The organism is Microbacterium sp. Root322 (assembly GCF_001425645.1).
Lineage (GTDB): Bacteria > Actinomycetota > Actinomycetes > Actinomycetales > Microbacteriaceae > Microbacterium > Microbacterium maritypicum.
In genome coordinates this window covers 175871-202653 of the sequence record NZ_LMCS01000001.1, presented here as the reverse complement: position 1 = coordinate 202653, position 26783 = coordinate 175871, and the positions used below count along the sequence as shown (strand labels likewise).

26 protein-coding genes are annotated in these 26783 nt (G+C 68.6%); 5 read left to right on the top strand and 21 right to left on the bottom strand.

The window, feature by feature from the left end:
• Positions 1–4: 4 nt before the first annotated feature.
• The 10 genes from ASC55_RS00970 to rplU all read right to left on the bottom strand — a co-directional run bounded on the left by ASC55_RS00970 (position 5) and on the right by rplU (position 7403).
• Positions 5–694, bottom strand: a complete 690-nt coding sequence (locus tag ASC55_RS00970) for an SDR family oxidoreductase (RefSeq protein ID WP_055872381.1) — start codon at positions 692–694, stop codon at positions 5–7.
• Between the two features lies 1 nt (position 695).
• Positions 696–1076: a ribosome silencing factor gene (gene rsfS / locus ASC55_RS00965; RefSeq protein ID WP_017830333.1), complete on the bottom strand. Its 381-nt coding sequence runs from the start codon at positions 1074–1076 to the stop codon at positions 696–698.
• The gene (locus ASC55_RS00960) at positions 1076–2275 is read right to left on the bottom strand and encodes a hypothetical protein (RefSeq protein ID WP_055872380.1); all 1200 of its coding nucleotides are present in this window, start codon (positions 2273–2275) and stop codon (positions 1076–1078) included. The genes rsfS and ASC55_RS00960 overlap by 1 nt, the downstream gene beginning before the upstream one ends.
• The gene (gene nadD / locus ASC55_RS00955) at positions 2272–2877 is read right to left on the bottom strand and encodes a nicotinate-nucleotide adenylyltransferase (protein ID WP_055867584.1); all 606 of its coding nucleotides are present in this window, start codon (positions 2875–2877) and stop codon (positions 2272–2274) included. The genes ASC55_RS00960 and nadD overlap by 4 nt, the downstream gene beginning before the upstream one ends.
• Positions 2878–2883: 6 nt before the next feature.
• Positions 2884–3108, bottom strand: coding sequence for a hypothetical protein (locus tag ASC55_RS00950; RefSeq protein ID WP_017830330.1), 225 nt, complete (start codon positions 3106–3108; stop codon positions 2884–2886).
• A 65-nt stretch (positions 3109–3173) separates the two neighbouring features.
• Positions 3174–4427, bottom strand: a complete 1254-nt coding sequence (locus ASC55_RS00945; protein ID WP_055867580.1) for a glutamate-5-semialdehyde dehydrogenase — start codon at positions 4425–4427, stop codon at positions 3174–3176.
• 9 nt (positions 4428–4436) lie between these two features.
• On the bottom strand, positions 4437–5222 hold the full coding sequence (gene proB / locus ASC55_RS00940; protein ID WP_055872379.1) for a glutamate 5-kinase: 786 nt from the start codon (positions 5220–5222) through the stop codon (positions 4437–4439).
• Positions 5219–6718 (bottom strand): GTPase ObgE, encoded by a 1500-nt coding sequence (obgE, locus tag ASC55_RS00935; protein WP_055867574.1) that lies wholly within the window; start codon positions 6716–6718, stop codon positions 5219–5221. The genes proB and obgE overlap by 4 nt, the downstream gene beginning before the upstream one ends.
• A gap of 100 nt (positions 6719–6818) precedes the next feature.
• Complete coding sequence (gene rpmA, locus ASC55_RS00930; protein ID WP_028501603.1) at positions 6819–7076, bottom strand: 50S ribosomal protein L27; 258 nt, start codon at positions 7074–7076, stop codon at positions 6819–6821.
• Between the two features lie 18 nt (positions 7077–7094).
• The gene (rplU, locus tag ASC55_RS00925) at positions 7095–7403 is read right to left on the bottom strand and encodes a 50S ribosomal protein L21 (protein ID WP_028501602.1); all 309 of its coding nucleotides are present in this window, start codon (positions 7401–7403) and stop codon (positions 7095–7097) included.
• A gap of 245 nt (positions 7404–7648) precedes the next feature.
• On the opposite strand from rplU, the gene ASC55_RS00920 reads away from it, so the two are divergent.
• Positions 7649–7915: a DUF4031 domain-containing protein gene (locus tag ASC55_RS00920; protein ID WP_055867569.1), complete on the top strand. Its 267-nt coding sequence runs from the start codon at positions 7649–7651 to the stop codon at positions 7913–7915.
• Here ASC55_RS00920 and ASC55_RS00915 read toward each other — a convergent pair.
• Complete coding sequence (locus ASC55_RS00915) at positions 7880–10471, bottom strand: Rne/Rng family ribonuclease (protein ID WP_055872378.1); 2592 nt, start codon at positions 10469–10471, stop codon at positions 7880–7882. The two genes, ASC55_RS00920 and ASC55_RS00915, sit on opposite strands and share 36 nt — an antisense overlap.
• A 282-nt stretch (positions 10472–10753) precedes the next feature.
• Here ASC55_RS00915 and ASC55_RS00910 point away from each other — a divergent pair, with 282 nt between their 5' ends.
• Positions 10754–11371 carry a vitamin K epoxide reductase family protein gene (locus ASC55_RS00910; protein ID WP_017830322.1) on the top strand — a complete coding sequence of 206 codons (618 nt, stop codon included), beginning with the start codon at positions 10754–10756 and terminating at the stop codon, positions 11369–11371.
• 86 nt (positions 11372–11457) lie between these two features.
• On the opposite strand, the gene ndk is transcribed toward ASC55_RS00910, so the two are convergent.
• Genes ndk through ileS form a run of 4 tightly spaced genes read right to left on the bottom strand, consistent with a single transcriptional unit; the run spans position 11458 to position 17024 of the window.
• Positions 11458–11874 carry a nucleoside-diphosphate kinase gene (ndk, locus tag ASC55_RS00905; RefSeq protein ID WP_017830321.1) on the bottom strand — a complete coding sequence of 139 codons (417 nt, stop codon included), beginning with the start codon at positions 11872–11874 and terminating at the stop codon, positions 11458–11460.
• A 1-nt stretch (position 11875) separates the two neighbouring features.
• Positions 11876–12289, bottom strand: a complete 414-nt coding sequence (locus ASC55_RS00900; RefSeq protein ID WP_235562543.1) for a DUF4233 domain-containing protein — start codon at positions 12287–12289, stop codon at positions 11876–11878.
• Positions 12286–13638: a bifunctional folylpolyglutamate synthase/dihydrofolate synthase gene (locus ASC55_RS00895; protein ID WP_055867556.1), complete on the bottom strand. Its 1353-nt coding sequence runs from the start codon at positions 13636–13638 to the stop codon at positions 12286–12288. The genes ASC55_RS00900 and ASC55_RS00895 overlap by 4 nt, the downstream gene beginning before the upstream one ends.
• Positions 13635–17024, bottom strand: a complete 3390-nt coding sequence (gene ileS, locus ASC55_RS00890; protein WP_055872377.1) for an isoleucine--tRNA ligase — start codon at positions 17022–17024, stop codon at positions 13635–13637. Before ileS ends, ASC55_RS00895 begins: the two co-directional genes overlap by 4 nt.
• A 312-nt stretch (positions 17025–17336) precedes the next feature.
• On the opposite strand from ileS, the gene ASC55_RS00885 reads away from it, so the two are divergent.
• Positions 17337–17987 (top strand): pentapeptide repeat-containing protein, encoded by a 651-nt coding sequence (locus ASC55_RS00885; RefSeq protein ID WP_055872376.1) that lies wholly within the window; start codon positions 17337–17339, stop codon positions 17985–17987.
• A 25-nt stretch (positions 17988–18012) separates the two neighbouring features.
• On the opposite strand, the gene ASC55_RS00880 is transcribed toward ASC55_RS00885, so the two are convergent.
• The 4 genes from ASC55_RS00880 to ASC55_RS00865 are packed head-to-tail and all read right to left on the bottom strand — an operon-like array spanning position 18013 to position 22913.
• Complete coding sequence (locus ASC55_RS00880) at positions 18013–19521, bottom strand: dipeptide ABC transporter ATP-binding protein (RefSeq protein ID WP_055872375.1); 1509 nt, start codon at positions 19519–19521, stop codon at positions 18013–18015.
• On the bottom strand, positions 19518–20330 hold the full coding sequence (locus ASC55_RS00875; RefSeq protein WP_055867542.1) for an ABC transporter permease: 813 nt from the start codon (positions 20328–20330) through the stop codon (positions 19518–19520). The genes ASC55_RS00880 and ASC55_RS00875 overlap by 4 nt, the downstream gene beginning before the upstream one ends.
• Positions 20327–21274 (bottom strand): ABC transporter permease, encoded by a 948-nt coding sequence (locus tag ASC55_RS00870; protein WP_055872374.1) that lies wholly within the window; start codon positions 21272–21274, stop codon positions 20327–20329. Before ASC55_RS00870 ends, ASC55_RS00875 begins: the two co-directional genes overlap by 4 nt.
• A gap of 25 nt (positions 21275–21299) precedes the next feature.
• A complete protein-coding gene (locus ASC55_RS00865) occupies positions 21300–22913 on the bottom strand; it encodes an ABC transporter substrate-binding protein (protein WP_055872373.1) in 1614 nt (537 codons plus the stop codon).
• A gap of 170 nt (positions 22914–23083) precedes the next feature.
• On the opposite strand from ASC55_RS00865, the gene valS reads away from it, so the two are divergent.
• Together valS and ASC55_RS00855 are read left to right on the top strand one after the other, a co-directional pair.
• Complete coding sequence (gene valS / locus ASC55_RS00860; RefSeq protein ID WP_055872372.1) at positions 23084–25699, top strand: valine--tRNA ligase; 2616 nt, start codon at positions 23084–23086, stop codon at positions 25697–25699.
• On the top strand, positions 25699–25914 hold the full coding sequence (locus ASC55_RS00855; RefSeq protein WP_055867525.1) for a hypothetical protein: 216 nt from the start codon (positions 25699–25701) through the stop codon (positions 25912–25914). Before valS ends, ASC55_RS00855 begins: the two co-directional genes overlap by 1 nt.
• A gap of 28 nt (positions 25915–25942) precedes the next feature.
• Here the strand turns inward: ASC55_RS00855 and ASC55_RS00850 are convergent, their stop codons facing one another.
• Together ASC55_RS00850 and ASC55_RS00845 are read right to left on the bottom strand one after the other, a co-directional pair.
• A complete protein-coding gene (locus ASC55_RS00850; protein WP_017830310.1) occupies positions 25943–26161 on the bottom strand; it encodes a hypothetical protein in 219 nt (72 codons plus the stop codon).
• Complete coding sequence (locus ASC55_RS00845; RefSeq protein ID WP_055872371.1) at positions 26158–26781, bottom strand: ArsR/SmtB family transcription factor; 624 nt, start codon at positions 26779–26781, stop codon at positions 26158–26160. The genes ASC55_RS00850 and ASC55_RS00845 overlap by 4 nt, the downstream gene beginning before the upstream one ends.
• Between the last annotated feature and the right edge of the window lie 2 nt (positions 26782–26783).

Here is a 26783-nt window from a genome sequence, read left to right as displayed (position 1 = left end):
CGATTCAGCGGCCCGGTCGCACCGTGAGGTCGGTGATCTCCGCGTCGCGAGGGAGGTCGAGCGCAGTGAGGATCGTCGTGACGACGGCCTCCGGGGTGATGAAGCGGCCGGCGTCGTACTCCTGCCCCTCCTGCTGATGCACGCGCTCCTGCATCGGAGTAGCGGTGCGCCCGGGGTAGATCGAGGTCACCCGCACGCCGTGCTGGGCCTCTTCCGCCCGCAGCGCATCGGCGAGGGCCCTGAGCCCGTGCTTCGATGCCGCATACGCCGACCATCCGGCGTTGGCACGAAGCCCGGCGCCCGAGTTCACGAACACGACCTGACCCTGAGACACGCGCAGCACCGGCAGCAGGAGGCGCGTGAGCTCCGCGGGCGCGATGAGGTTGACCGCGAGCTGCTGCTCCCAGAGTGAGGGCGCGAGGTCGGCGACGTCACCGAGATCGACGACGCCGGCGACGTGCACCAGCGAGTCGATGCGGTCGGGCAGATGCTGCTTCGACAGCGCCCACGACAGACGGCCGGGCTGCGCGAGGTCGCCGACGAGGACGGATGCGCCGGGGAGCTCTTCCGCGATCTGCCGGGCACGCCCGGCGTCACGGACCAGCGCCACCACGCCGTCGCCACGGGACAGCAGTCGACGGGCGAGAACCGCGCCGATGCCGGAGCCCGCACCCGTGATCAGGTGCGTCGACATGTCAGCTGGGGTCTGCGGCAGGCTCGGCCACGTCGATCGGAACGACGGGGCAGTCCTTCCAGAGACGCTCGAGACCGTAGTAGACGCGCTCCTCCTGGTGGAAGACGTGCACGATCAGGTCGCCGAAATCGAGCAGCACCCACCGGGCTTCTGCACGTCCCTCACGTCGTACCCGCTTGTGGCCCGACTCGATCAGTCGGTCCTCGATCTCATCGGCGATCGCGGCGACGTTGCGCTCGCTGTTTCCGGTGACGAGCAGGAAGATGTCCACGAGCGGAAGCGGCTCGGAGACGTTGAGCGCGACGAGATCCTCTCCACCCTTGTCGATGGCGGCTTGTGCTGCGAGGCGCAGCATCTCTTCGGCGGTTTCAGGTGATTGCATCAGAACACATTCATGGTGATGGCGATGATGACGACGACACCGACAGCGAGGGCGAGGCCTCCGGCGACGATCGCCAGGGTGATCATCAGCCGGTTGCCCTTCTCAGGCGCCGGTGGACGGATCACCTCGCCGGCGGGCTTGATGGTGCTGACCGCCGAGCTGGCGGCGATCGGCGTGGGGGACGACGCGGGAGGAAGCTCGCCGTCGATGAGAACAGCGTCGACGTCCTTGCCGTCGGTGGTTCCGAGAGCATGGCCCTGCGAGCCCATGCCCTGCGGCAGTTCGTATGACCCGGTGACGAGGATCTCGCCGGTGGAGGCGACGGGGCCGGAGAGCGATCCTTCGCCCGGAGACGGGGTGAAGATCAGGGCGTTCGGCGCGGAGTGCTGCGAACCGGTCGAGTCGCCCACGGTGAGCAGTTCGTCGAACGACGGGCGGAACGGCGCATGCGGGTCCGGAGCATCGGCGAGGAGCCCCTCACCGAAGGCGGGGTTGACCGTGGGGCGAACCTCGGCGTCATCGTCGTCGTCGTCATCGGCATCGTCGACGTCGGCGAGCACGTCGTCGGCATCTTCGTCGGAACCGTCGGCGTCCTCCGTCACGAGGCCGAGAGCCGAAGCCACGTCCTCGTCGTGCGCCGACTCCTCAGCCTGCTCATCAGCGACCTCGAGCGGAACTTCGCCCACCGACTCCGCGGCGACGGATGCGCTCACGGGCGCGATGGCGGCCTCGTCGTCGATGTCGTCGTCGTCGCCGGGCTCTTCGTTCCTGGTGAAGTCCGGGACACCCGACACGATCTCCGCAGGAGCGTCAGCATCGTCCGCGATGGCGGCGGTCGACTCGACGGGGTTCTCCTCCGGCGCGTGGTCGGCAGGCTGCTCCGACTCCGTGTCGTCGGAATCCTCTGCAGCATCGTCGTCGGCGATGACCGGAACCGAGGCGGTGCGGACCTTCTCCAGCTCACGTGCCTGACGACGCGTCAGGGGTGCATCGCCGTTCGCCTCGTCGGCGTTCGACGTCGGTGCCGGCGCGACCTCGACGGGTTCGACAGCACGGGGCAGCGGCGGCACGGGGGGTGCCGCCTCAGCCGCCGCAGCGGCCTCTTCGTTGGAGATGACCGGGGTCGATCCCGTCAGCCGGATCTCCCGCAGCTGCTTTCGCGTCAGCGGACCCTGCTCCTGCTGATCCGATGTACTCATGCCTTGCTCCGATACAGATGATGCTTCGCGATGTACTGAACGACCCCATCAGGGACCAGATACCAGACCGGCTGATCGTCGCGAACGCGTTCACGGCAGTCCGTCGACGAGATCGACAGCGCCGGCACTTCGAGTTGGCTGACGTTGTCGCTCGGGAGGCCGTCGGTGCTCAGGACATGTCCGGGGCGTGAGACCGCGACGAAGTGGGCCAACTCCCACAACTCATCATGGTCCCTCCAACTGAGAATTTGCGCCACGGCGTCGGCACCGGTGATGAAGAAGAGCTCCGCATCCGGACGATCGCGCTTCAGATCGCGCAGCGTGTCGATCGTGTAGGTGGGGCCCTCGCGGTCGATGTCGACGCGGCTGACCGTGAACTGCGGGTTCGAGGCGGTGGCGATCACCGTCATGAGATAGCGATGCTCGCTCGGCGAGACGCCCGACTTCTGCCACGGGTGTCCGGTCGGCACGAATACGACCTCGTCGAGACCGAGGGAGTTCGCGACTTCGCTGGCTGCGACCAGGTGGCCGTGATGGATGGGGTCGAACGTGCCGCCCATCACGCCGATGCGCGGGGTGCGCGTGGTCGCAGCGTCGTTCATGGGGGCCTAGTGGCCGTGTCCCGCCTCGTGACCGTCCTTGCCGTGCTGCGCAGCCCAGGCCTCGGCCTTCGCCGAGTGACGGTTGGCGACGTTCTTGTAGGAGAAGGTCACCAGTCCGAGGAAGGCGAACACGACCGCAGCGATGACTCCGAAGATCACCGTTTCGAGCGCGACGTTGCCGTGGTGCTCGGTTTCGGCAGCGGCCATCGCGATCTGTGCGACGAGGTTCATCCTGACTCCGTTTCGTGGCGTGCTGTTCGGGATCCTGTGATGTACAGCGTCCCCCAGTCTAGCCCTCAGCCGCGGGTCTGCCCCGCCCCACGCGCGAGCCATTTCGTGCTGGTCAGCTCCGACAGGCCCATCGGCCCCCGCGCATGCAGCTTCTGGGTGGAGATGCCGACCTCCGCTCCGAAGCCGAACTCGCCGCCGTCGGTGAAGCGGGTCGAGGTGTTCACCATCACGACGGCCGAGTCCACCTCGGCGAGGAAGCGCTCCGCATTGCGCGAGTCGGTCGTGATGATCGATTCCGTGTGACCTGTGCTGTATCGGCGGATGTGATCGAGCGCCTCATCGAGGGAGTCGACGACCTTCATCGCGATGTCGAGGCTCAGGTACTCGGTCTCCCAGTCGTCCTCGACCGCGGGGATCACGTTGGAGACGAGACCGGCGACCATGTCGTCGCCGTGGATCGCGACCCCTTCGCTCTGCAGCGCGCTGGCCACCAGGGGGATCAGACGCGGAGCCGCCTGACGATGCACCAGAACGGTCTCCACCGCGTTGCACACGCTCGGGCGCTGGACCTTGGCGTTCACGACGATGTCACTCGCCCAGTCGTCCGGCGCCGTCTCGTCGAGGAAGATGTGGACGTTGCCCGCTCCGGTCTCGATGACGGGCACGGTCGACTCCGTGACGACCGCCTCGATGAGGCCGGCACTCCCCCGCGGGATCAAGACATCGATGAAGCCACGACCGTGCATGAGCGCCTTCGCGCCGTCACGACCGAAGTCGTCCACGGTCTGGATCGCCTCGGGCGTGAGTCCAGCGTTCTGCACGGCGCTGCGCATGACGTCGACGAGGACGGTGTTGGAGTCGCGGGCGGCACTCCCGCCGCGCAGCACCACGGCGTTGCCGGAACGCAGCGCGAGCGCGGCGATGTCGACCGTCACGTTGGGGCGGGCCTCGTAGATCGCGCCGACCACACCGAACGGCACGCGCACCTGCTCGAGCGCGACGCCGTTGGGCATCCGGTGTCCGCCGACCACGCGACCGACGGGATCTGCGAGAGCGGCCACCTCGCGCACAGCCGCGGCGAGGGCCGCCACGCGCTTGTCGTCGAGACGCAGCCGGTCGATGAGCGACTCCCCGATGCCGTCCTCGCGTCCGCGGGCGATGTCGCGACCGTTCGCCTCGATGATGCGCGGCGCCGCATCCAGAAGCGACACGGCGATGGATTCGAGCACACGGGCCTTGTCATCGCTCGTGAGCGCTGCCGTGGCGCGGGAGGCCTCTTTGGCGCGCTCGAGGCGTGCCTGCGGGGTCTGGTCGGTCATCCGCCCAGTTTATGAGGTGGCCGGCTCGAACCAGGTCCCTATTTCGGCGCCGGCGAGAGCCTGCTCGACGAGGTCGGCACTGGTGACCAGCACCCCGATCCCCGACGCCGCCGCGAGGCGCGCCGCCGAGACCTTGGTGGCCGCTCCCCCGGTGCCGACACTGTTGACGACCGTCGCTCCGAACTCGAGGCCGGTCAGGTCGGCGTCCGGGGCCACGATGTCGATCGGCTCGGCGTCGGGATCGGTCGGAGGCTTCGTGTAGAGCGACTCGATGTCGCTGAGCAGGATGAGCGCATCGGCTTCGATCAGCTGGGCGACGAGCGCACCGAGCCTGTCGTTGTCGCCGAAGCGGATCTCCTGTGTTGCGACCGTGTCGTTCTCGTTCACGATCGGCAGGGTGCGCAGCCCGAGCAGTCGCTCCATGGCGCGACGGGCGTTGGAGCGCGACGTCGGGTTCTCAAGGTCACCGGTGGTGAGGAGCACCTGCCCTGCGACGATGTCGAACGGACGCAGCGACTCCTGGTAGCGATACATCAGGATGTTCTGGCCGACGGCCGCCGCAGCCTGCTGGGTCGCGAGGTCGGTCGGTCGGGCGTCCAGCCGCAGGAACGGGATGCCCGACGCGATCGCACCCGATGACACCAGCACGACCTCGGCTCCGCGTGCATGCGCGGCAGCGAGGGCGTCGACGATGACGGGGATGCGCCAGGACGACTCACCGCTGATCGAGGAGGATCCGACCTTGACGACGATGCGGGACGCAGTGGCGAGTTCTGCGCGGGTCCGTGCTGTCACTCGCCGTCCTCGCGGTACGCGGCGAGACGCTGCGTCTCGACCTCGGCGCGGGCTTCGGCCTTGGCATCCATGCGCTCGTAGTACTGCTCGCGTCGCTCCGACGTCGTCCGTCGCGCGTTCGGGGCCAGACGGGGGTCGGTTCCACGCGGCGCACTCATCAGCTCCGCGGCCGATGTCATGGTGGGCTCCCAGTCGAAGACGATGCTGTCGCCCTCGCCGATGACGACGGTCGAGCCCTGAACGGCGCCGAGACGGAAGAGCTCGTCCTCGACACCGAGCTTCTCGAGTCGATCGGCGAGATAGCCGACGGCCTCTTCGTTCTGGAAGTCGGTCTGCTGCACCCATCGAACCGGCTTCTCACCCAGGATGCGGTACACGTTGCCGTAGGTGCCGCCCTCGACACGGATGGTGAATTCCTTCTTGGAGCCGCGAGGACGGATGATGACGCGCTCCGGCGGCGTCTCGAGCGCGGCTTCGGCACGCGCCTTCTCGACGAGCTCGCCCAACGCGAAGGTGAGCGGACGCAGCCCCTCATGGGAGACCGTGGAGATCTCGAACACGCGGAACCCGCGGGCCTCGAGATCGGGGCGCACGAGCTCGGCGAGGTCGCGCGCCTCGGGGACGTCGATCTTGTTCAGGGCGATGAACTGCGGGCGCTCGAGGAGCGGCGTCTGTCCCTCGGGGACCTCGTAGGCACCGAGCTCGGCGAGGATGACGTCGAGGTCGGAGATCGGGTCACGACCGGGCTCCAGAGTCGCGCAGTCGAGCACGTGCAGCAGCGCCGAGCAGCGCTCGACGTGGCGGAGGAACTCGAGACCGAGTCCTCGGCCCTCGCTGGCGCCCTCGATCAGGCCGGGCACATCGGCGACCGTGTAGCGGAAGTCACCGACCTGCACCACGCCGAGGTTCGGGTGGAGGGTCGTGAACGGGTAATCGGCGATCTTGGGCCGGGCGGCGGAGATCGCACCGATCAGGCTCGACTTGCCGGCGGACGGGTAGCCCACGAGGGCGATGTCGGCGACCGTCTTCAGCTCGAGGATGATGTCACCCTCGTGCCCAGGGGTGCCCAGGAGAGCGAACCCGGGGGCCTTGCGCTTCGGGGTGGCGAGGGCGGCGTTGCCGAGCCCACCCATCCCGCCCTTGGCGACGACAAACCGCTCACCGGGGATGATCATGTCGATGAGGACTTCGCCGGCGGTGTTCTTCACCACGGTGCCGACCGGGACCGGCAGCTCGAGCGTCTCACCGAGGAACCCGGAGCGGTGGTCGCCCATGCCCGGACCGCCGTTGCCGGAGGAACGGTGCGGCGAGTGGTGATACGACAGCAACGTGCCGGTCTGAGGATCGGCGACGAGCACGACGTCGCCGCCGTCACCGCCGTTGCCTCCGTCCGGGCCGCCGAGCGGCTTGAACTTCTCGCGGTGCACGGAGACGCAGCCGTTGCCGCCCTTACCCGCACGCAGGTGCAGTGTGACGGTGTCGACGAACGTGACCATTTGCTAGTCCTCTGGGTTGCTGTGCGTTTTCGGAGGGCAGATACACGGACGGGGCGAGCCGAAGCCCGCCCCGAACCGGATATCTAGTGTCGCGCTGTGATCACTCAGCTGCGGCGACGATGTTGACGACCTTGCGGCCGCCCTTCGCGCCGAACTGGACCGCACCGGCGGCCAGAGCGAACAGCGTGTCGTCGCCGCCACGGCCGACGTTGACGCCGGGGTGGAAGTGCGTGCCGCGCTGGCGGACGATGATCTCGCCGGCGAGGACCTGCTGACCGCCGAAGCGCTTCACGCCGAGGCGCTGAGCGTTGGAGTCACGACCGTTACGGGTTGAGCTTGCGCCCTTTTTATGTGCCATGTCCTAATCCCCTCGGGCTTACTTGATGCCGGTGATCTTGACGCGCGTGAGCTCCTGGCGGTGGCCCTGACGCTTCTTGTAGCCGGTCTTGTTCTTGTACTTCTGGATGATGATCTTCGGGCCGCGGAGGTTGCCGATGACCTCAGCCGTGACCTTGACCTTCGCGAGCGAGTCAGCGTCGGTGGTCACCGTGGCGCCGTCGACGAGCAGCACTGCAGCCAGCTCGATCTTCTCGCCCTGGGCAGCCTTGACACGGTCGAGCTGAACGATCGTGCCGACCTCGACCTTCTCCTGCCGCCCACCGGCGCGCACTACTGCGTAAACCACTTCATACCTGTTTCGTTGGGGAGCTCGCGGCTCCGAGATCTCACGGGAAGACTGTTGCTTGCATGCACCGCAGAACGGCGGGTGCGAACGCAAGACTCTCCGCTTCGGCCGACGAGGACGACGCGGCATACGCACCAAGGGACTACTTTACCGGATGCGGGTCTGTGTCGCAAAGCGGGCCGCCTCCGATCTGTCTGGGCGCACGCTCGAGCCCCACCCCATCGCTGCGGACGTAGGCTGACGAGGTGACCGTACTCGTCGACGACCCGCTCTGGCCCGCCCACGGACGCCTGTGGGCACACCTGGTCAGCGACGAGAGCCTCGATGAGCTGCACGCGTTCGCGCGGGCGAACGGCATCGCTCCGCGCGCGTTCGACCTCGACCACTACGACGTGCCGGAGGAGATCATCCCCCGGCTCGTCGCCGCCGGCGCCCAGCATGTGAAAGGCAAAGAGTTGGTGCGTCGCCTGATCGCCTCAGGACTCCGAGTCCGCAGCCGCGACCGGCGCTGACGGTTCGTTGTTCACCGAGACGGGAGTGCCGGTGAGCGCTGCCGTGCTCACCCGACGACGCCCTCGCCCCTGACCGGGTGCCTTCGGCTCCGGAAGGGCGTCGAGAACCGAGTCGAGCAGCTGCTCAGCGGGAGTCTTCGGGCCCTTGCGGTCGCCGCCGCGCTTCTTGCGGGCCTTCTTCGGACGCTCGGCAGTTGCGGGCGCCTCCGCCGCGACGTCGACCGTCTCGGCTTCGTGCGCCGCCCCCTCGGCCGTCGGAGCGATGGTCGAGGCCGCGATCTGCGCGAGAGCCGACTTGGCGCCCTCTGTGATGCTGTGAGTGACGGCCGGCGCCGCAGGAGCGCTCTGGCTCTGCCCGTTGCCGTTGCCGTTGCCGTTGCCGCCGTTGCCGCGCTGGCGACGACCGCTCTGCCCGTTGCCGTTGCTGTTGCCGCCCCCATTGCTGTTGCTGGAGCGGTGCTTCACGACCGGGTCGTGGTGCACGATCACGCCACGACCGGCACACACCTCGCACGCCTCGCTGAACGTCTCCAGCAGGCCGAGGCCGAGCTTCTTTCTCGTCATCTGCACGAGGCCGAGTGAGGTGACCTCGGCGACCTGGTGCTTCGTGCGGTCGCGGCTCAGGCATTCGATCAGTCGACGCAGCACGAGGTCGCGGTTGGATTCGAGCACCATGTCGATGAAGTCGACGACGATGATGCCGCCGATGTCACGCAGACGCAGCTGGCGGACGATCTCCTCCGCAGCCTCGAGGTTGTTCTTGGTGACCGTCTCCTCGAGGTTTCCGCCGGAGCCGACGAACTTGCCGGTGTTGACGTCGACGACCGTCATGGCCTCGGTGCGGTCGATCACGAGCGAGCCGCCGGAGGGCAGCCACACCTTGCGGTCGAGCGCCTTCTCGATCTGCTCCGTGATGCGGAAAGCATCGAAGGGGTCGGTCTCGTCCTCGTAGGCCTCGACGCGCTCCAGCAGGTCGGGGGCGACGCTCTCCAGGTACGCACGGATGGTCTGCTGCGCATCTTCGCCCTGGATCAGCATCTTCGTGAAGTCCTCGTTGAAGACGTCGCGGACGATCTTCACGAGAAGGTCGGGCTCAGCGTGCAGGAGCGCGGGCGCCTGCTGGTTCTCGACCTGCTTCTGGATGTGCTCCCACTGCGAGGTGAGTCGCTGTACGTCACGGGTCAGCTGGTCTTCGGTGGCACCCTCGGCCGCAGTGCGGACGATCACGCCGGAGGACTCCGGCAGCACCTCCTTGAGGATGCGCTTGAGGCGCGCACGCTCGTTGTCGGGGAGCTTGCGGCTGATGCCGTTCATCGACCCGCCCGGCACGTAGACCAGGTAGCGGCCGGGGAGCGAGATCTGGCTCGTGAGACGCGCGCCCTTGTGCCCGACCGGGTCCTTCGTCACCTGCACGAGAACGCGGTCGCCGGGCTTGAGCGCCAGCTCGATGCGACGCGGCTGGTTGCCGGTCTCGACACCGTCCCAGTCGACCTCGCCGGAGTACAGCACGGCGTTGCGCCCGCGACCGATGTCGACGAAGGCGGCCTCCATGCTGGGGAGGACGTTCTGGACGCGGCCCAGGTAGACGTTCCCGATGAGCGACGCGTCCTGGTTGCGGGCGACATAGTGCTCGACGAGCACGCCGTCCTCGAGGACGCCGATCTGGGTACGGCCGTTCTTCGACCGGACGACCATCTTGCGGTCGACCGACTCACGGCGCGCGAGGAACTCTGCTTCGGTCACGACGGGGCGACGGCGTCCGGCGTCGCGGCCGTCGCGGCGACGCTGCTTCTTCGCCTCGAGACGCGTCGACCCCTTGATCGCCTTCGGCTCGGTGATGTACTCCACGACGCGCTGACGCTGACGCGGCTCTTCACGCTGATCCTCGCCCTCGGAGCCACCGCGGCGACGACGGCCACGACCACGACCCGCCGCGTCTTCCAGGGGCTGCTCGCGCTCGGCGATGCGGTCGAAGATGCGCTCGCGACCCGGGCGTGCGGGAAGAGGGACGACCTCCGGCGCGTAGAAGTGCAGCTGCGTGGAGACCTGGGAGACGAACACCTCGGGAAGCAGGCCGAGCGACACGGCGGTCACCGGAGCCTCCTCGACGGCCGTCTCCGAGGCGGTGGTCTCCGAGGCGGTGGTCTCCTCGACGACCGGCTCGGCGACGGGCTCTGCGTCTGCCTCTGAAGAGGCAGCCGGCAGCGTCTCGGTGTCGGTGCTCACCGTCTCGGTGGTCTCCTCTGCCTCAGCGCTCGCTCCTGCAGCGGCTTCCGCGTCAGCTTCTGCTTCCGCCTGTGCATCCGCGACCGACTCGGCGGCAGCAGCAGCGTCGTCGGCAGCGGCCGCGGCGTCATCCGCAGCGGCATAGCCGGCGGCGACGTCATCGGCGGCGGCGTCCTCTGCCACCTCTGCCGCTTCGGAGAGCTCATCGCCCTCGTCCGACGACCCTGTGAGGTCGTCCGCCTCGGGAGCAGTGGGCTCCGTCAGCTCTCCCGCGGCGTCAGCCGGGAAGTCGAGGGTAGGGGCGTTGTTGTCATTGTTGTCATCGGCCATCTCTGGCTTACTCCCTGCACGGGACACTCGGTGTCCTGTGAAATCTCATGCGGTACCCGCGGGTTCCGCGAACTCACTCGGTTTGCGACCGGCTCATGGCTCTGATCGCGTGGGGCATTGGACCCCGAAGTCTGCTCGATGCGTGTCGCGGCAACGCCGTTCATCGCATCACAGGCCATTATCGCACCAAGTGGCTCCGTTCGCGGCATCCCATCACGCGCAGCGAGTTTTCTCCGGCCTGTTCTCGCCGCATCCATAGCAGTCGCTGGGATAATCCCCAGTATGAGCGAGCAGCGCACCCGCCCCGTCATCTATGCCGTCTGGCTGATCATCGCGAGTGTGGTGGGCTGGTTCGCCGCCTTCCAGCTCACGATCGAGAAGTTCGTGCTGGCGGCGAATCCGGACGCCGTGCTGAGCTGCAACGTCAGCGTCATGATCCAGTGCGGCAAGAATCTCGACTCGTGGCAGGGCGAGGTGTTCGGCTTCCCCAACCCCCTGCTCGGCATCGCCGGTTGGATGGCTCCCCTGTTCATCGGCGTCGCACTGCTCGCAGGCTCGCGCTTCCCGCGATGGTTCTGGATGACTTTCGGTGCGGGCGTCACCTTCGCCTTCGGCCTCGTGTGCTGGCTGATCTGGCAGAGCATCTACGCGCCCAACCTCGGCGTGCTCTGCCCCTGGTGCATGCTGACCTGGTCGGTCACCATCCCCACCTTCTTCGCGACGATGCTGCATCTGACCCGCAACGGCACGTTCACGAGCAACGAGAAGCTGAAGGACCGGGCGAACCGGCTGATGGTCTGGGTCCCCCTTGCGACGATCCTCGCCTACGCCGTGGTCATCCTGCTCGCGCAGCTGCGCGGCCTCGACCTCCTCGGAGAGGTCATCGGCATGGTCTTCTGACCCTCGGCTGATACCGCACGGATACAGAAGAAGCCCGCCCGCCGATCCTCGGATCGACGGGCGGGCTTCTTCGGCGTGACGGGCGCTCAGTCGAACCAGATGCCGAGCTCGCGAGCTGCCGACTCGGGGCTGTCCGAGCCGTGCACGAGGTTCTGCTGCACCTTGAGTCCCCAGTCGCGACCGAAGTCGCCACGGATCGTGCCGGGGGCCGCGGTCGTCGGGTCGGTGGTGCCCGCGAGCGAGCGGAAGCCCTCGATCACGCGGTTGCCCGCGAGACGGATGGCGACCGAGGGGCCGGAGAGCATGAACTCGAGCAGCGGCTCGTAGAACGGCTTGCCCTCGTGCTCTGCGTAGTGCTCGGCGAGCAGGTCGCGGTCGGGCTCGACCAGGCGGATGTCGACGAGGGCGTAGCCCTTCGCCTCGATGCGGGCGAGGATCGCGCCGGTGAGGCCGCGAGCGACACCATCGGGCTTGACGAGGACGAGGGTTTCTTCGGTGGCCATGTCATTCACTCTCTGTCTGAGTCTCGGTCGTGGGCTCGGCGGGGCGTCGTGCGTCCAATCGGGCCCCTCCGATGGTCGCATACGCCCACATGCCGCCGAAAATCAGGACGACGAGCAGGATCGACGGGACGAAGAACGCCGACAGGGCGACGACGGCCTGGATGACCCATCCTGCGGTGAGCGCCCAGGGCTTCGTGATCATACCGGCGATCACGATGCAGGCGAGCGCGAGCACGGCGCCAGCGACGATCGCCCACCACTGCTCGACCCCCTCGGGAAGCTGGCGCAGCCCGAAGATCGTGAGGCCGACGAGGAAGACCACGATGGCCTCGAATCCCAGCACGACCGGTGCGAGCTTCTGCACGAGGGTGCGCGGCGGACGTGGCCGGCGAGCAGGTGTCGCCTCGGCGCTCATGCGCGCCACCCCGCCTTCCAATCCTCGTCCTGCGCCAGCGCGATCGCCTCACCGGCGAGCACGACCGACCCCGCGATGATCACCGCGCGCCGGTCGGAGGATGCGGCCCACTCACGCGCGGCGTCGGCGGCATCGGCGAGCGAGTGGTGCACGGTCGCGCGCTGTCCGTTCTGCTCGACGAGGTCGGCGATCGCGTCCGCGTCGCTCGCGCGGTCGGAATCCGGAGCGGTGGCGAACACGTGCGCCGCGGTGGGAGCCAGCTCAGCGACGATACCGGCGGCGTCCTTGTCGGCGAGCACACCGAGTACCAGACCCCACTCGTCGAAGTCGAAGCTGTCGTCCAGCGCCTGAGCGAGCGCCTTGGCGCCGTGCGGGTTGTGCGCGGCGTCGACGATCACGGTCGGGGCGATGCCGAGCAGCTGCAGCCTTCCGGGCGAGGTGCTCTCCTGCAGGCCTGCCGTGACGATGTCCGCGGCGATGCGCTGGGTGGCCCCGCCGATGAGCGACTCCACGGCGGCGACGGCGAGAGCGGCGTTGTGCCCCTGGTGCGCGCCGTAGAGCGGGAGGTACTCCTCGGCGTACTCCCCCGCCAGACCGCGGATCGTGAGCAGCTGCCCACCGACCGCGAGCTTCTGCTCGGTGAGACCGAACTCCTCGCCCTCGAAGGCGATGGTCGCGTTGCGCTCCGCCGCCACCCGACGCAGCACCTCGGCCGCCTCGGCGGGCTGCTGGGCCGACACCACCGCCGCGCCCTCCTTGATGATGCCGGCCTTGACCTCGGCGATCTCGGCGATCGTGCTGCCGAGACGGTCGGCGTGGTCGATGTCGATCGGGGCGAACACCGCCACGTCACCATCGGCCGTGTTCGTGGAATCCCACTCGCCGCCCATGCCGACCTCGAGCACCAGCACGTCGATCGGCGCGTCGGCCACTGCGACGAACGCCAGCACGGTCAGCAGCTCGAAGAACGTCAGCGGAGCGTCGCCGGCTGCCTCGAGCTCGGCGTCGACGATGTCGACGAACGGCTCGATCTCGTCCCACGCGTCCGCCACCGCCTCGTCGGCGATCGGCTCGCCGTCGATCATGATGCGCTCGGTGAAGCGCTCCAGGTGGGGACTCGTGAACAGTCCGGTGCGCAGATCGTGCGCCCGCAACAGGCTCTCGATCATCCGCGCGGTCGACGTCTTGCCGTTCGTGCCCGTGATGTGCACAACGCGGTAGGTGCGCTGCGGGTCGTCGAGGAAGGCGAGGATGCGGGCGGTGCGCTCCTTGCGGGGCTGCACCCAGCGCTCTCCCGCGCGGCTCAGAAGGGCTTCGTAGACGGCATCGGCCCGGTCGGCGGCGCTCATGCTGCTGCTCCCATCCTGGTGACGGCGATCGTGAAGTCACCGGCGTTCGCATACGTGCCGGCGGGGATGACGGCGGAGAACTCGGGCGTCACTGCCGCGGCGGCGGCGAGCACCGTCCCGTGTCCGAAGATCGAGTCGCCCTGCGCGTCGATCACGAAGTACTCCTCGGCCAGGGTCTCCGCCGCGATCCCGGCGAGGTCGAAGGCGGAGACGACAGCTGTGGTGTCCACGTCGTCCTGGAACCGGAGCACCAGCTGGATGCGATCGCTGACGTCGAAGTCGGCGTTCTTGCGGGTCTCCTGCACGGCGCGGATCACATCCCGGGCGAGCCCCTCGGCTTCCAGCTCCGGGGTCGTCGTCGTGTCGAGCAGCACGAAGCCGCCGGTGGGGACGATGGCGAGAGCCTCTCCCTCCGGGCGGCCCGTGGTCTCGAGCACGAGCTCGTACTCCGAGGGTTCGAGCACGATGCCGCCCGCGGTCACGACGCCGGAGACCTCGCTCCAGTCTCCCGAACGCGCAGCCTGGATGGCCTTCTGCACGTCCTTGCCCAGACGCGGCCCCGCCGCGCGGGCGTTGACGCTGAGGCGGTGGGCGATGCCGTACTCCGTCGCCGTGTCATCGGCGAGCGGGACGAGCTCCACCGACTTCACGTTCAGCTCCTCGCGGAGGATGTCCTCGAACTGGCCGAGCGACGCCGCCAGCGGCGAGACCACGGTGAAGCGGGCGAGCGGGAGGCGCACACGCAGCTTCTCCTTCTTGCGCAGAGCATTGCCGACGCTCGACAGCTCGCGTACTGCGTCCATCGCGTCGCGGATCTCGTCCGCCGCCGGGAACTGCGCCGCGTCGGGCCAGTCGGTCAGGTGCACGCTGCGTCCGCCGGTGAGGCCCTGCCACACGCGCTCGCTGACGAGCGGTACGAGAGGCGCCGCGACACGGGTGAGCGTCTCGAGCACGGTGTAGAGCGTGTCGAAGGCCTCGCGGCTCTTCGGGTCTTCCGTCACGCCGGTCCAGAAGCGGTCGCGCGAGCGCCGGATGTACCAGTTGGTGAGCACCTCGGCGAAGTCACGCAGACGCGCGGACGCGGTGGTGGAGTCGAGGCCCTCGAGGTCGGCGCGCACCTCGCGGACGAGGTCGCCCAGACGCGCCAGGATGTAGCGGTCGAGCACATCGGTGGAGTCGGTGCGCCAGGAGGCCTCGTATCCGTCGGCGCCGGATGCATTGGCGTAGGTCGCGAAGAAGTACCACGAGTTCCACAGCGGCAGCAGGAATTCGCGGACGCCCGAGCGGATGCCCTCCTCGGTGACGGCGAGGTTGCCTCCGCGCAGCACCGAGCTCGACATCAGGAACCAGCGCATCGCGTCGGAGCCGTCGCGGTCGAGCACCTCAGACACGTCGGGGTAGTTGCGCAGCGACTTCGACATCTTGTAGCCGTCGCTGCCGAGCACGATGCCGTGGCAGCTGACACCCGTGAACGCGGGGCGATCGAACAGCGCGGTCGACAGCACGTGCATGACGTAGAACCATCCGCGGGTCTGCCCGATGTACTCGACGATGAAGTCGGCCGGCGAGTGCGAGTCGAACCACTCCTGGTTCTCGAACGGGTAGTGCACCTGCGCATAGGGCATCGAGCCCGAGTCGAACCACACGTCGAAGACGTCTTCGATGCGGCGCATCGTGCTCTTGCCGGTGGGGTCGTCGGGGTTCGGGCGCGTGAGGTCGTCGATGTACGGCCGGTGCAGGTCGATCTCGCCCTCGGGGTTGCGCGGCAGCGTGCCGAAGTCGCGCTCGAGCTCCTCCAGCGAGCCGTAGGCGTCGACACGCGGGTACTCCGGGTCGTCGCTCTTCCAGATCGGAATCGGCGAACCCCAGTAGCGGTTGCGGCTGATCGACCAGTCGCGCGCGCCCTCGAGCCACTTGCCGAACTGCCCGTGCTTGACGTTCTCCGGCACCCACGTGATCTGCTCGTTGTTCGCGAGCAGGTCGTCCTTGATGTCCGTCACGCGGATGAACCAGCTCGAGACGGCCTTGTAGATCAGGGGGTTCCGGCAGCGCCAGCAGTGCGGGTAGGAGTGCTCGTAGCTCTGCAGGCGGATCAGACGACCGTTGTCGCGGATCAGGCGCACGAGCGGCGTGTTCGCCTCCATCCACAGCTCGCCCGCCACATCGGTGACGTTCGGGAGGAAGCGCCCGCCGTCGTCGAGGGACAGGATCGTGGGGATCCCGGCGGCGCCGGCGACCCGCTGGTCGTCCTCACCGTAGGCCGGGGCCTGGTGGACGATGCCGGTGCCGTCGCTGACGGTGACGTAGTCGTCGACCAGGATGCGCCAGGCGTTCTCGGTCCCGTAGGTCTCGGTGTCGGCGTAGTAGTCGAACAGCCGGTCGTACGTCACATCCTGCAGCTCGGCGCCGCGGACCGTGGCGTCGACGGCCGCGAGGGCCTCTTCGGTGCTCTCGTAGCCGAGGTCCTTGGCGTATCCGCCGACGAGCTGACGGGCGAGCAGGTAGCGGTGCGCGGAGGACTCGATCGCGGCATCCGTCGTCCCTGCGGCCTGGTGCACGTCGGCCGCACCATTCGGACCGGCGGGGAGCACGACGTACTCGATCTCCGGGCCCACGGCGAGCGCGAGGTTGGTCGGCAGGGTCCAGGGCGTGGTCGTCCAGGCGAGGGCGCGGACGCCGGTGAGACCGAGCGCTTCCGCCTTGGCTCCCGTCAGCGGGAAGGTGACCGTGACGGACGGGTCCTGACGCATCTGGTAGACGTCGTCGTCCATACGCAGCTCGTGGGCGCTGAGCGGAGTCTCATCGCGCCAGCAGTACGGCAGCACGCGGTACCCCTCGTAGGCGAGGCCCTTGTCGTAGAGGGTCTTGAACGCCCACAGCACGCTCTCCATGTAGCCGAGGTCGAGCGTCTTGTACCCGCGCTCGAAGTCGACCCAGCGCGCCTGACGGGTGACGTAGTCCTGCCACTCGTGCGTGTAGGTCAGGACCGAGCTCTTCGCCTTCGCGTTGAAGACGTCGATGCCCATCTCCTCGATCTCGGCCTTCTCGGTGATCCCGAGCTGCTTCATGGCCTCGAGCTCGGCCGGCAGCCCGTGCGTGTCCCACCCGAAGACACGATCGACCTTGTGGCCGGTCATGGTCTGGAAGCGCGGGAACACGTCCTTCGCGTACCCGGTGAGCAGGTGGCCGTAGTGCGGCAGGCCGTTCGCGAACGGAGGCCCGTCGTAGAACACCCATTCGGGTGAGCCCTCACGCTGCGCGATCGAGGCGCGGAAGGTGTCGTCCGTCTTCCAGAACGCGAGCACCTCCTCCTCGATCTGCGGGAAGCGGGGGCTGGGCGCGACGGAATCGGCGGCGGGGCCGAAGGAGGAACGGGGGTAGGTCATCGTGTCTCGCAGTGGTCGTCGTGGCGGATGCTCCTGCGAGGACGATCCTCGCGGACCGCGGTACCACCTCGCGTGCCACGCCTTACGACGCGACCACTCTCACTGCGGCTGTGACGGGCCTGCCCCGCTCGGTTCTACTGAGCGCTTCCCGAGGGCGACGCCGTTCTTCCGAGAGCTCCCCGGTGATGGCCGGATCGATGCTCGTGTGTCCAGTGTACGCGTGCGCACACCCTCAGGACACGCCTCTGCTCTCCTCGCCCCGGCCTCCCGCGCGCCGGGAGCGATGTCGCCGGCGCACCCTACGCTCGAAGCATGGCCCGCACCCCCGAGTCCCCCGCCCCTCCCCGCATCACCGCTCCCGACCTGCCGCCCGTGCTCGAGCCCGCCCTTCCCGCGCGCAGCGCCGACCTCATCGCCGCCCGGCTCGACCTGAACGGCACCGTCGATCTCGCCTACTCGACGCTCGAGCAGTGCATCCTGAGCGCCGACGCCGACGCCATCGACCTCACCGGCGCGTCGGTCGTCGACGTCGACATGTCCGGTGTGCGCATCGCCTCGCTCCGCATGCGCGATGCCGGTGTGCGGCGGGTGCGGATCAGCGGCGGGCGTATCGGCACTCTCGACCTCAGCGAGGCGCTCATCTCGGAGCTCGATCTGCGGGATATGCGCATCGACTATCTGAATCTGGGGGCGGCCAAGGTCACCGATCTCGAGATCTCGGGGTGCAGCATCCGCACCATCGACATGCCGCAGGCCGAGCTCTCCCGTGTGCGCTTCACAGCCACATCGAGCGACGAGGTCGACCCACGGGGCATGCGTGCGAAAGACGTGGATCTGCGTGGGCTCGACGCCGTCGCCTATCTCGACGCTCACAGCCTCCGCGGGGCCACCCTCACCTCGTTCCAGGTGCAGCAGCTCGCCCCGGCGCTGGCGGCGGGCATCGGCATCCAGATCAAGGACTGACGGCAGATCAAGGACTGACGGCAGATCAGAAGCCGGCGGGGCCACTCGCGTCGAGCAGTTCCCGCGTGAACGGATGCTGGGGCGAGGCGAACACGTCGACGGTCGCCCCCTGCTCGACGATCCGTCCGTCCTGCATCACGAGCACCTCATCGGCGACCGCGCCGACCACGTCGAGATCGTGGGAGACGAGGATCATCGTCAGCTGCCGCTCCTGCTGCAACCGGCCGAGCAACCGCAGCACCCGCTCCCGCACCGAGGGGTCGAGCGCCGAGACGGGTTCGTCCAGCACCAGCACCTCCGGGTCGGCGGCGAGCGCGCGGGCGATCGCAGCCCGCTGTCGCTGACCGCCGGAGAGGGCGCTCGGACGCCTGTCGGCGATCTCCGGCGAAAGACCGACCTCGGCGAGGAGCTCCCCGACGCGGGCGACACGTCGCGCGCGAGGCACGCCGCCCGCCTCCAGTCCCTCCCGCAGCGATCGGCCGATCGTCCACCGTGGATCGAAGGCGCCGAGGGGGTTCTGGTGCACGAGTTGCACCCGTCGCTCCGCCATCCACCGCAGGGTGCCGGTGTCCGGCGTGTCGACCCCGACGATCATGCGCGCGAGTGTCGTCTTGCCCGACCCGGACTCCCCCACGATGCCGAGTGTCTGTCCGTCCTTCACCGTGAACGTCGCGTCGATGACGGCGGGCACCGTGGCGAAGCTGCGCGAGAGGCCGCGGGCGATCAGCGCCGGCGAGGACTCCGTGGGGGCCGCAGCTCTGGGCTCGTGCATCGTCGCGGCGATGAGCTGCTTCGTGTACTCGTGCCGGGGGTTCTCGAGCACCTCGGAGACCGTGCCGGATTCGACCACGATGCCATCCTTCATCACGAGGACTCGGTCGGCGATCCGGCGAACCGCGGCGAAGTCATGACTGATGAAGACGAGCGCGGTACCTGCATCGGTGATCTCGCGCAGCAGTCCGAGGATCCGGGCCTGCACGGTGGCATCGAGTGCGGTCGTCGGCTCGTCCGCGATCAGCACGGCGGGGCCCGCGGCGAGCGCGGAGGCGATGAGCGCCCGCTGTCGGAGGCCTCCGGAGAGCTCGTGCGGGTGCTGTCGGGAGCGACGTTCGGGGTCGGGCATCCATACCCGCGCCAGGAGCTCCTGCACCCGCCCCGCCAGCGCCGCACGTCCGCGGACGATCCGATGCAGCAGCAGCGGCTCGGCGACCTCCGCCCCGACTCGTCGAAGAGGGTCGAGCGAGACCAGAGCGTCCTGGGAGACGAGCGCGATCCCGGCTCCGCGAAGGTCGCGCCACGCACGTTCGGAGAGCCCGGCGGCATCCCTCCCGTCGATGAGGAGGCCCTCCAGGGAGACGGTGGCCTCTGCCGGCGTCAACCCCAGCAGCGCGCGGGCCGTGAGCGACTTTCCCGCGCCGGACTCCCCGACGATCGCCACGCACTCTCCGCGTTCGACCGTGAAGGAGACGTCGTCCACCACGCGCTTCCCGTCGAAGGCGATCCGCAGCCCCCGCACCTGCAGTGCAGCGTTCATGCCGCCCTCCCGTCTGCGCGCGCCCGCAGGATCCGTCCGACGACCGTCGCCGACACCACGGTGAGCGTGATCGCGATGCCGGGGAAGAGCGAGATCCACCACGCCTGTCCCAGCACGTTGCGACCACCGGCGAGCATGAGCCCCCACTCCGGTGTCGGCTCCGAGGGGCCGAGACCCAGGAAGCTGAGCCCGGCCGCGGCCAGGATGCTCGAACCGATGCCGATGGTCGCGAGCACGCTCAGTGCGCCGAGGACGCCGGGCACCACGTGCCGGGTGAACGCGCGCACCCGCGGGACGCCGAGGATGCGGGCCGCCTCGACGTGCTCGGCGACGCGCAGCGTCTGCGTCTGCACGCGCGCCAGCCGGATGTAGACGGGCACAGCGGCCAGGGTCACCGCGATCGCGATGTTCACCGGCCCCGGACCCAGGACCGCGACCACGACCAGCGCGACGAGGAACTCGGGGAAGGCCATCAGCACGTCGTTCACCCGCATCACGGTGGTATCGATGCCCTTCGGTGCGACTCCGGCGAGCGCGCCGATGACGAGCCCGACGACGAGCGCCACCCCGGTGGCGAGGAGTCCGATGCCCAGCGAACGCCCTGCGCCGTAGATGACTCGCGAGTACACGTCGCGCCCGCTCTGGTCGGTGCCGAACAGGTGCTCGGCACTCGGCGGAAGCAGGGCGGAGCGAACGGCGGTCTGCAGCGGATCGTGAGTGGCGAGCACGCCGGGCCAGAGCGCCGCGAACACGATCACCGCGAGCACCACGATCGCGACCCACAGCAGCACCCGCTGCGCGCGCCTCATCGGATGTCTCCGGATCGCGAGGACCTGATACGCGGATCGATCAGGGGATGCACGAGTTCGACCACGAGGTTCACCGCGACGAAGACCAGGGCGCTCAGCAGGATGATCCCGGTGATCACCGGCAGGTCGCGGTCGCTGATCGCGGCGAGGGTCACGCGGCCCAGGCCCGGACGCGCGAACACGGTCTCCACCAGCACCGCACCACCGAGCACGGATCCGGTCAGGTAGGCCGCGAGCGTCACGGCCGATGCAGCGCCGTGCCGCAGTCCGTGCCGCAGGGTGAACCACGAGGGGCTCGCACCCCGGGCACGCACCGTCTCGGCGAACGGCATGCGCTCCGCCTGCATCAGCCCGTCACGCAGCACCTGGCTGAGCAGCGCGGCGACCGGGAGCGCGAGAGTGATCGCCGGCAGGACGAGCGTGGCGGGGTTGCGGGCTCCCGACACCGGGAACCAGCCCAGTCCGAACGCGAAGACGCTGAGCAGGACGAGCCCGATCCAGAACACCGGGGAGGAGAGCACCACGAGCTCCACAGCGGCCGCGATCGTGCGCGCTGCCCTGCCCCGCACGAGGACCGCCACCGCGAGCGCGAGCACGAGGGCGATCACGAGCGCGAGCACCGAGAGCTGCACCGTCGCTCCGAGCTGACGTCCGATCACCTCCGTCACCGGCATCCGCAGCTGGTACGACTCCCCCAGATCTCCCCGAGCGAGCTGGCCGATGAAGCCGAGGTACTGCTCGAACGGCGGACGGTCCAGCCCCAGGTCGGCACGGATCCCGTCCTTGACGGCCTCACTCACCTGCGCCTGGGGCCCCAGCATCACCGAGACGGGGTCACCGGGGATCACCCGGAACGCGAGGAAGGCGACGGTCGCCGCGCCCCACAGGACGATGACGACGGATGCGACCAGACCGGCGATACGGGCGAGAGCAGCCTTCACCACCCGTGCCCTCCGCTCCGTCGACGGTTCAGCCGACGGTCACATCGTAGAACAGCGGCCGACCGTACAGGTCGTACTCGAGTCCCTCGACGCGGTCGCCGACGGCCGTGATCGCCGACGGGCTGTACAGCGGCACGATGGCCGTGTACGTGGCATTCCACTGCTGCAACTGGGTGTACAGCTCGTTGCGCTTGTCCTGATCGCTGGAGGCGACGGCCTGCTCGAGCAAGGCATCGATCTGCGGGTCGCTCACCTGCGAGGCGTTCTGGAATCCGTCGGTGTGCAGGTGACTGCGCAGCAGATCGGGATCGACGCCCGAGAAGCCCCAGTCGGTCAGATCGAAGGTCTTCGGCTCGTACTGCTCGTTGTAGGCGCCGGGCTCGAGCTCCTCACGCTGAACCTCGAAGCCGATGCTCTTCAGGTCCGACTGGATGGCGTTGGCCAGCGCGGCGCGGTCGTCGGGAACCGGCGTCCAGGCGATCCAGCGCACGGAGAGTCGCTTGCCGTCCTTCATCCGGATGCCGTCGGTGTCGCGATCCGTCCATCCGGCCTCGTCGAGCAGCGCATCGGCCGCATCCTGATCGAACGGCCAGCTGCCCTCGAGCGACGCGTCGTAGCCCGGAGTCGTCGAGCCGAGGATGCTCCATGCCCGCGGGAACTGTCCGAAGTAGATCTCCTCGACAGCGGCGTCGATGTCGATGCCGCGGGCGAAGGCCTGGCGCACCTTCTCGTCGGCGAACACCCCGTACTTCTCGTTCAGGTACAGCGAGTACGGCAGACCCGGGTACTCGATCGAGTCGACCGTGACGCCGTCGCCGAGGTCCTTCGCGAGGTTCGGCGGGATGTTGCTGGCGAGGTCGGCCTCGCCGCTGGTGACGACACCGGTGCGGACCGAGGCCTCCGGCTGGATCTCGACGCGCAGGGTCTCGAACTTCGGAGCCTCGGTGTCGTGCGGACCCCACGCGTAGTCGTCGTTGCGGGTGTAGACGATCTCCTGGTCTGGCGTGTACTCGGTGAGCTCGAACGGCCCGGTGCCCACGGTGATGTCGGGTCCGCCGGCCTTGAGCTTGTCTGCGGACTTCGCGAGCACGGCCGGCGAGTAGAAGCCCAGCTGCGGCGTGCTCGCCGCCTGCAGGAACGGGGCGTACGGCTGGGTGAAGGTCACCGTGACCGTGTAGTCGTCGACGACCTCCGTGCCCTTGTAGAAATCGGCGCCGAGCATGCTGGCAGCCTGAGCGGAAGCCGTCTCGGGGTCGACGATGCGGTCGAAGTTCGCCTTGACCGCGGCGGCGTCGAACTTCTCGCCATCGGTGAAGGTCACGTCGTCCCGGAGCACGAAGGTGTACTCCGTGCTGTCCGGCGAGACTTCCCAGCTCTTCGCAAGCCACGGGCTGAACGTTCCGTCCGCCTCCTGGAAAACCAGCGAGTCGAGCACGGCCCGCTGCACCATGCCGGAGACGTCGAGCTGGCTCACCTGCGGGTCCATGTGCCCGGCCGAGAGGTTCGCGCCCTCGATGGACCACACCAGCTCTCCTCCGCCTTCTCCCTCGGAACCGGGGGCCGCGCAGGCGCTGAGCACCAGCGCGGTGGCAGCGGCGAGCGCCGCGAAGGGCAGGAGACGACGCACTGATTTTGCGGGCATGACGATTCCTCTGGACGAGCGGGTCGGGATCCCTCCATCCTACGGCGGATTGTTGGACCGGGTCGATCTGCGGCGACCTGCCGGCCCCGCGATGCTCGGTAGACTGTTCGGCACCACCCACACTCAGGCACGCTCACACAGTGCCGCATACATCGCTCGAGGAGACCTTCATGCCTGCTTCCGAATCGTCGCAGAACCAGATTCCCGACAAGCCCGTACTCGAAGGCCTCGAAGCGAAGTGGGATGCCGCATGGGCCGAGCAGGGCACCTACCTGTTCGATCGTCTGCGCGCGGCACAGGCCGGCCGTGACGGCGTGTACTCGATCGACACCCCTCCTCCCACGGCATCGGGCAGCCTGCACATCGGACACGTGTTCTCGTACACGCACACCGACGTGAAGGCGCGCTTCGAGCGCATGCGCGGCAAGACCGTGTTCTACCCGATGGGATGGGACGACAACGGCCTGCCCACCGAGCGCCGCGTGCAGAACTACTACGGTGTGCGGTGCGACCCCTCGCTCCCCTACACGCCCGACTTCACACCCCCGTTCGAGGGTGGCGACAACAAGTCCAGCCGTGCAGCCGATCAGCAGCCGATCAGCCGCCGCAACTTCATCGAACTCTGCGAGCGCCTCACGATCGAGGACGAGAAGCAGTTCGAAGCACTGTTCCGCCAGCTCGGACTGAGCGTGGACTGGACGCAGACCTACCGCACGATCTCCGACGACACCATCCGTCAGAGCCAGCTCGCGTTCCTGCGCAACATCGAGCGCGGTGAGGCGTATCAGGCGCTGGCCCCGACGCTGTGGGACATCGACTTCCGCTCCGCCATCGCGCAGGCCGAGCTCGAGGACCGCGACCAGCAGGCGGCCTATCACACGATCGAGTTCCCCTTCGCGGACGGCTCGGGATCGATTGCGATCGACACCACCCGCCCGGAGCTGCTCCCCGCGTGCATCGCGATCGTGACGCACCCTGAGGGCCCGCACAAGCACCTCATCGGCACCAAGGTGAAGACCCCCTTCTTCGGCGCCGAGATCGAGATCCACGGGCACCACCTCGCCCAGCCCGACAAGGGCACCGGCGCTGCCATGGTCTGCACCTTCGGCGATGTGACCGACATCATCTGGTGGCGCGAGCTGCGCACCACCGACAACGAGTCGCTGCCGAACATGACCACGATCGGCCTGGACGGGCGATTCCTGCCCGATGCCCCCGCCTCCGTCTCGAACCCCGAGGCGGCGACCTGGTACGGCGAGGAGATCGCGGGCAAGACCGTCTTCAGCGCGCGCAAGGCGATCGTGGAGAAGCTGCAGGCGACGGGCGACATGACCGCTGTCGGCAAGCCGTTCAACCACGCGGTGAAGTTCTTCGAGAAGGGCGACCGTCCGCTCGAGATCGTCTCCACGCGGCAGTGGTACATCCGCAACGGCGCCCGCGACGGCGAGCTGCGCGACAAGCTCATCGCCCACGGCGAGGAGCTCGCCTGGCACCCCGAGTTCATGCGTGTGCGCTACGAGAACTGGGTCGGCGGCCTGACCGGCGACTGGCTGGTGTCGCGTCAGCGCTTCTTCGGTGTGCCGATCCCCCTCTGGTACGCCCTGGACGAGAACGGCGAGCGCGACTACGACCGCGTGCTCACCCCGGATGCGGCGACGCTCCCGATCGACCCGACCACCGATGTGCCCGCCGGATACACCGAGGACCAGCGCGGCGTGGCGGGCGGCTTCGACGCCGAGGCCGACATCCTCGACACCTGGGCGACCTCGTCCCTCACCCCGCAGCTCGCGGGTGGCTGGCAGCGCGACGAGGAGCTCTGGCAGCTCACTGCTCCGTTCGACCTGCGCCCCCAGGGTCAGGACATCATCCGCACCTGGCTGTTCTCGACGATGCTGCGCTCGACGCTCGAAGACGGCAGGACGCCGTGGCGCAACGCCGCGATCTCCGGATTCATCGTCGACCCCGACCGCAAGAAGATGTCGAAGTCGAAGGGCAACGTGGTCACCCCGGCCGACGTGCTCGAGGCCCACGGCTCCGACGCGGTGCGCTATTGGGCCGCCTCGAGCCGCCTCGGCATGGACGCGGCGTTCGACCCGCAGAACCCGACGCAGGTGAAGATCGGTCGCCGTCTGGCCATCAAGGTACTGAACGCGGCGAAGTTCGTGCTGTCGTTCCCCGTGCCCGAGGGTGCGCAGGTGACTCACGCCCTCGACGCGTCGATGCTGACCGCGCTCGACAGCGTCGTCGTCGAGGCCACCAAGGCGTTCGAGCGGTACGACGCCGCTCGTGCGCTGGAGCTCACCGAGGCCTTCTTCTGGACGTTCTGCGACGACTACCTCGAGCTCGTGAAGGAGCGCGCCTACAACCAGGCCGATGTGGGACAGGCCTCCGCGGCGCTCTCGCTGCGTCTGGCCCTGTCGACGCTGCTCCGCCTACTGGCTCCGGTGCTGTCCTTCGCGGCAGAGGAATCGTGGTCCTGGTTCGAAGAGGGCTCCGTGCACACGGCCGCGTGGCCGACGCCGCTCGGCATCGACGGCGACCCGGCGGTGCTGGCTGCAGCCAGTGAAGCGTTGATCGGCATCCGCCGCGCGAAGACCGAGGCGAAGGCCTCGCAGAAGACTCCGGTCTCGCGCGCGGCGATCGCCGCCCCCGCCGCGAAGCTCGACGCCCTCCGCGCAGCCGCCGACGACCTCCGCGCCGTCGGCCGCATCGCCGAGCTCGAGTTCACCGAGGCGGAGGCGTTCGCGGTCACCGCGATCGAGCTCGCTCCGGTCGAGGCGTCCTGATGCAGCTGGGCACGCGCTGGGCGGCGGGGTCCGAGGCTCCGGCCTCCGTCCCCGCCTCCCTGCGACCGGCGATCGCCGAGGTCGAGGCCAAGGGGCTGACCGGTCACTGGACGCTCACCTGGCTGGAAGGCCGCGCGATCGCTGAGCTCGACGCGGGGTGGGAGGTCTTCCAGACCGCCTCCGGCGAGATCGTCGCCCGCCCCTTCGAAGACTGAACCTCCCCGCCAGGATGAGGCGGGGGTGTCAGCGCCGGGTCAGGCCGAGCTGGGCGAGAGCGTGGTCGACGGCGCGCGGATCCTGCCTGCGGGTCTGCTGTTCGCGCAGCAGATCGAGGGAGAGCTCACGCCGTTCGGCGCGCCGCGAGATGCGGTGCTCGACGTAGGCGGTGAGATGGCCGGCGAGTCTCAGCAGCCCGCGTTCGGTCTGGGTCGGCGCCACCAGGTGAAGAGTCGCGCTGGTCATGATTCCTCCACGGTGTCGTCGCTGGATCCGCGCGTCGCCTGCTGCGGCGTCGGAAGGTCGAAGAGTTCGGTGCGGAGCGAGACGCGTCGAACATCGGGGCCGGTCTGACCCCGGTAGCGCTCGATGGCGCTCTCCACGATGCTCTCGAGCTCCTCCCGGAGCGACATGGCCTGCTCCGGCGTCATATCGAGGTGGGTGGTGATCGTGATCCCCACATCGCGCCAGGCCTCGGGCACCTCGGACTGCGGCCGGTTGAGGTACGACATCAGCGTCTCGTGCCGCAGACGGAAGAACTCCGACGTGACGATCTGCGCAGCGGCACGGTTCGCCGGCGAGGTCATCTCGTCGGGCCCCGGCACGTCAATGCGCCCCTTGGGCCGCTCCCACCATCGCTCGCGTGCCGTGCCCCGCCCCTCGACCTCGCGGATGAGGTCGTGCGCGGCGAGGGCGCGGAGGTGGTAGCTGGTCGACCCCGAGGTCTCCCCCACGAGGGCGGCGAGCGAGCTCGCCGTCTGCGGACCACGTGCGGCGAGAAGGTCGAAGATCTTCACCCGGAGCGGGTGCGCCAGGGCCTTCAGCGCACTGGCGTCCAGAGTCCTGACCTGGGTCTCATTCGTCATGC

Coding starts and splice junctions, on each gene's coding strand:
- ASC55_RS00970 (WP_055872381.1), bottom strand. CDS start 694: ATGTCGACGCACCTGATCACGGGTGCGGGCTCCGGCATCGGCGCGGTT.
- rsfS (WP_017830333.1), bottom strand. CDS start 1,076: ATGCAATCACCTGAAACCGCCGAAGAGATGCTGCGCCTCGCAGCACAA.
- ASC55_RS00960 (WP_055872380.1), bottom strand. CDS start 2,275: ATGAGTACATCGGATCAGCAGGAGCAGGGTCCGCTGACGCGAAAGCAG.
- nadD (WP_055867584.1), bottom strand. CDS start 2,877: ATGAACGACGCTGCGACCACGCGCACCCCGCGCATCGGCGTGATGGGC.
- ASC55_RS00950 (WP_017830330.1), bottom strand. CDS start 3,108: ATGAACCTCGTCGCACAGATCGCGATGGCCGCTGCCGAAACCGAGCAC.
- ASC55_RS00945 (WP_055867580.1), bottom strand. CDS start 4,427: ATGACCGACCAGACCCCGCAGGCACGCCTCGAGCGCGCCAAAGAGGCC.
- obgE (WP_055867574.1), bottom strand. CDS start 6,718: ATGGTCACGTTCGTCGACACCGTCACACTGCACCTGCGTGCGGGTAAG.
- rpmA (WP_028501603.1), bottom strand. CDS start 7,076: ATGGCACATAAAAAGGGCGCAAGCTCAACCCGTAACGGTCGTGACTCC.
- ASC55_RS00915 (WP_055872378.1), bottom strand. CDS start 10,471: ATGGCCGATGACAACAATGACAACAACGCCCCTACCCTCGACTTCCCG.
- ASC55_RS00910 (WP_017830322.1), top strand. CDS start 10,754: ATGAGCGAGCAGCGCACCCGCCCCGTCATCTATGCCGTCTGGCTGATC.
- ndk (WP_017830321.1), bottom strand. CDS start 11,874: ATGGCCACCGAAGAAACCCTCGTCCTCGTCAAGCCCGATGGTGTCGCT.
- ASC55_RS00900 (WP_235562543.1), bottom strand. CDS start 12,289: ATGAGCGCCGAGGCGACACCTGCTCGCCGGCCACGTCCGCCGCGCACC.
- ASC55_RS00895 (WP_055867556.1), bottom strand. CDS start 13,638: ATGAGCGCCGCCGACCGGGCCGATGCCGTCTACGAAGCCCTTCTGAGC.
- ileS (WP_055872377.1), bottom strand. CDS start 17,024: ATGACCTACCCCCGTTCCTCCTTCGGCCCCGCCGCCGATTCCGTCGCG.
- ASC55_RS00885 (WP_055872376.1), top strand. CDS start 17,337: ATGGCCCGCACCCCCGAGTCCCCCGCCCCTCCCCGCATCACCGCTCCC.
- ASC55_RS00880 (WP_055872375.1), bottom strand. CDS start 19,521: ATGAACGCTGCACTGCAGGTGCGGGGGCTGCGGATCGCCTTCGACGGG.
- ASC55_RS00875 (WP_055867542.1), bottom strand. CDS start 20,330: ATGAGGCGCGCGCAGCGGGTGCTGCTGTGGGTCGCGATCGTGGTGCTC.
- ASC55_RS00865 (WP_055872373.1), bottom strand. CDS start 22,913: ATGCCCGCAAAATCAGTGCGTCGTCTCCTGCCCTTCGCGGCGCTCGCC.
- valS (WP_055872372.1), top strand. CDS start 23,084: ATGCCTGCTTCCGAATCGTCGCAGAACCAGATTCCCGACAAGCCCGTA.
- ASC55_RS00855 (WP_055867525.1), top strand. CDS start 25,699: ATGCAGCTGGGCACGCGCTGGGCGGCGGGGTCCGAGGCTCCGGCCTCC.
- ASC55_RS00850 (WP_017830310.1), bottom strand. CDS start 26,161: ATGACCAGCGCGACTCTTCACCTGGTGGCGCCGACCCAGACCGAACGC.
- ASC55_RS00845 (WP_055872371.1), bottom strand. CDS start 26,781: ATGACGAATGAGACCCAGGTCAGGACTCTGGACGCCAGTGCGCTGAAG.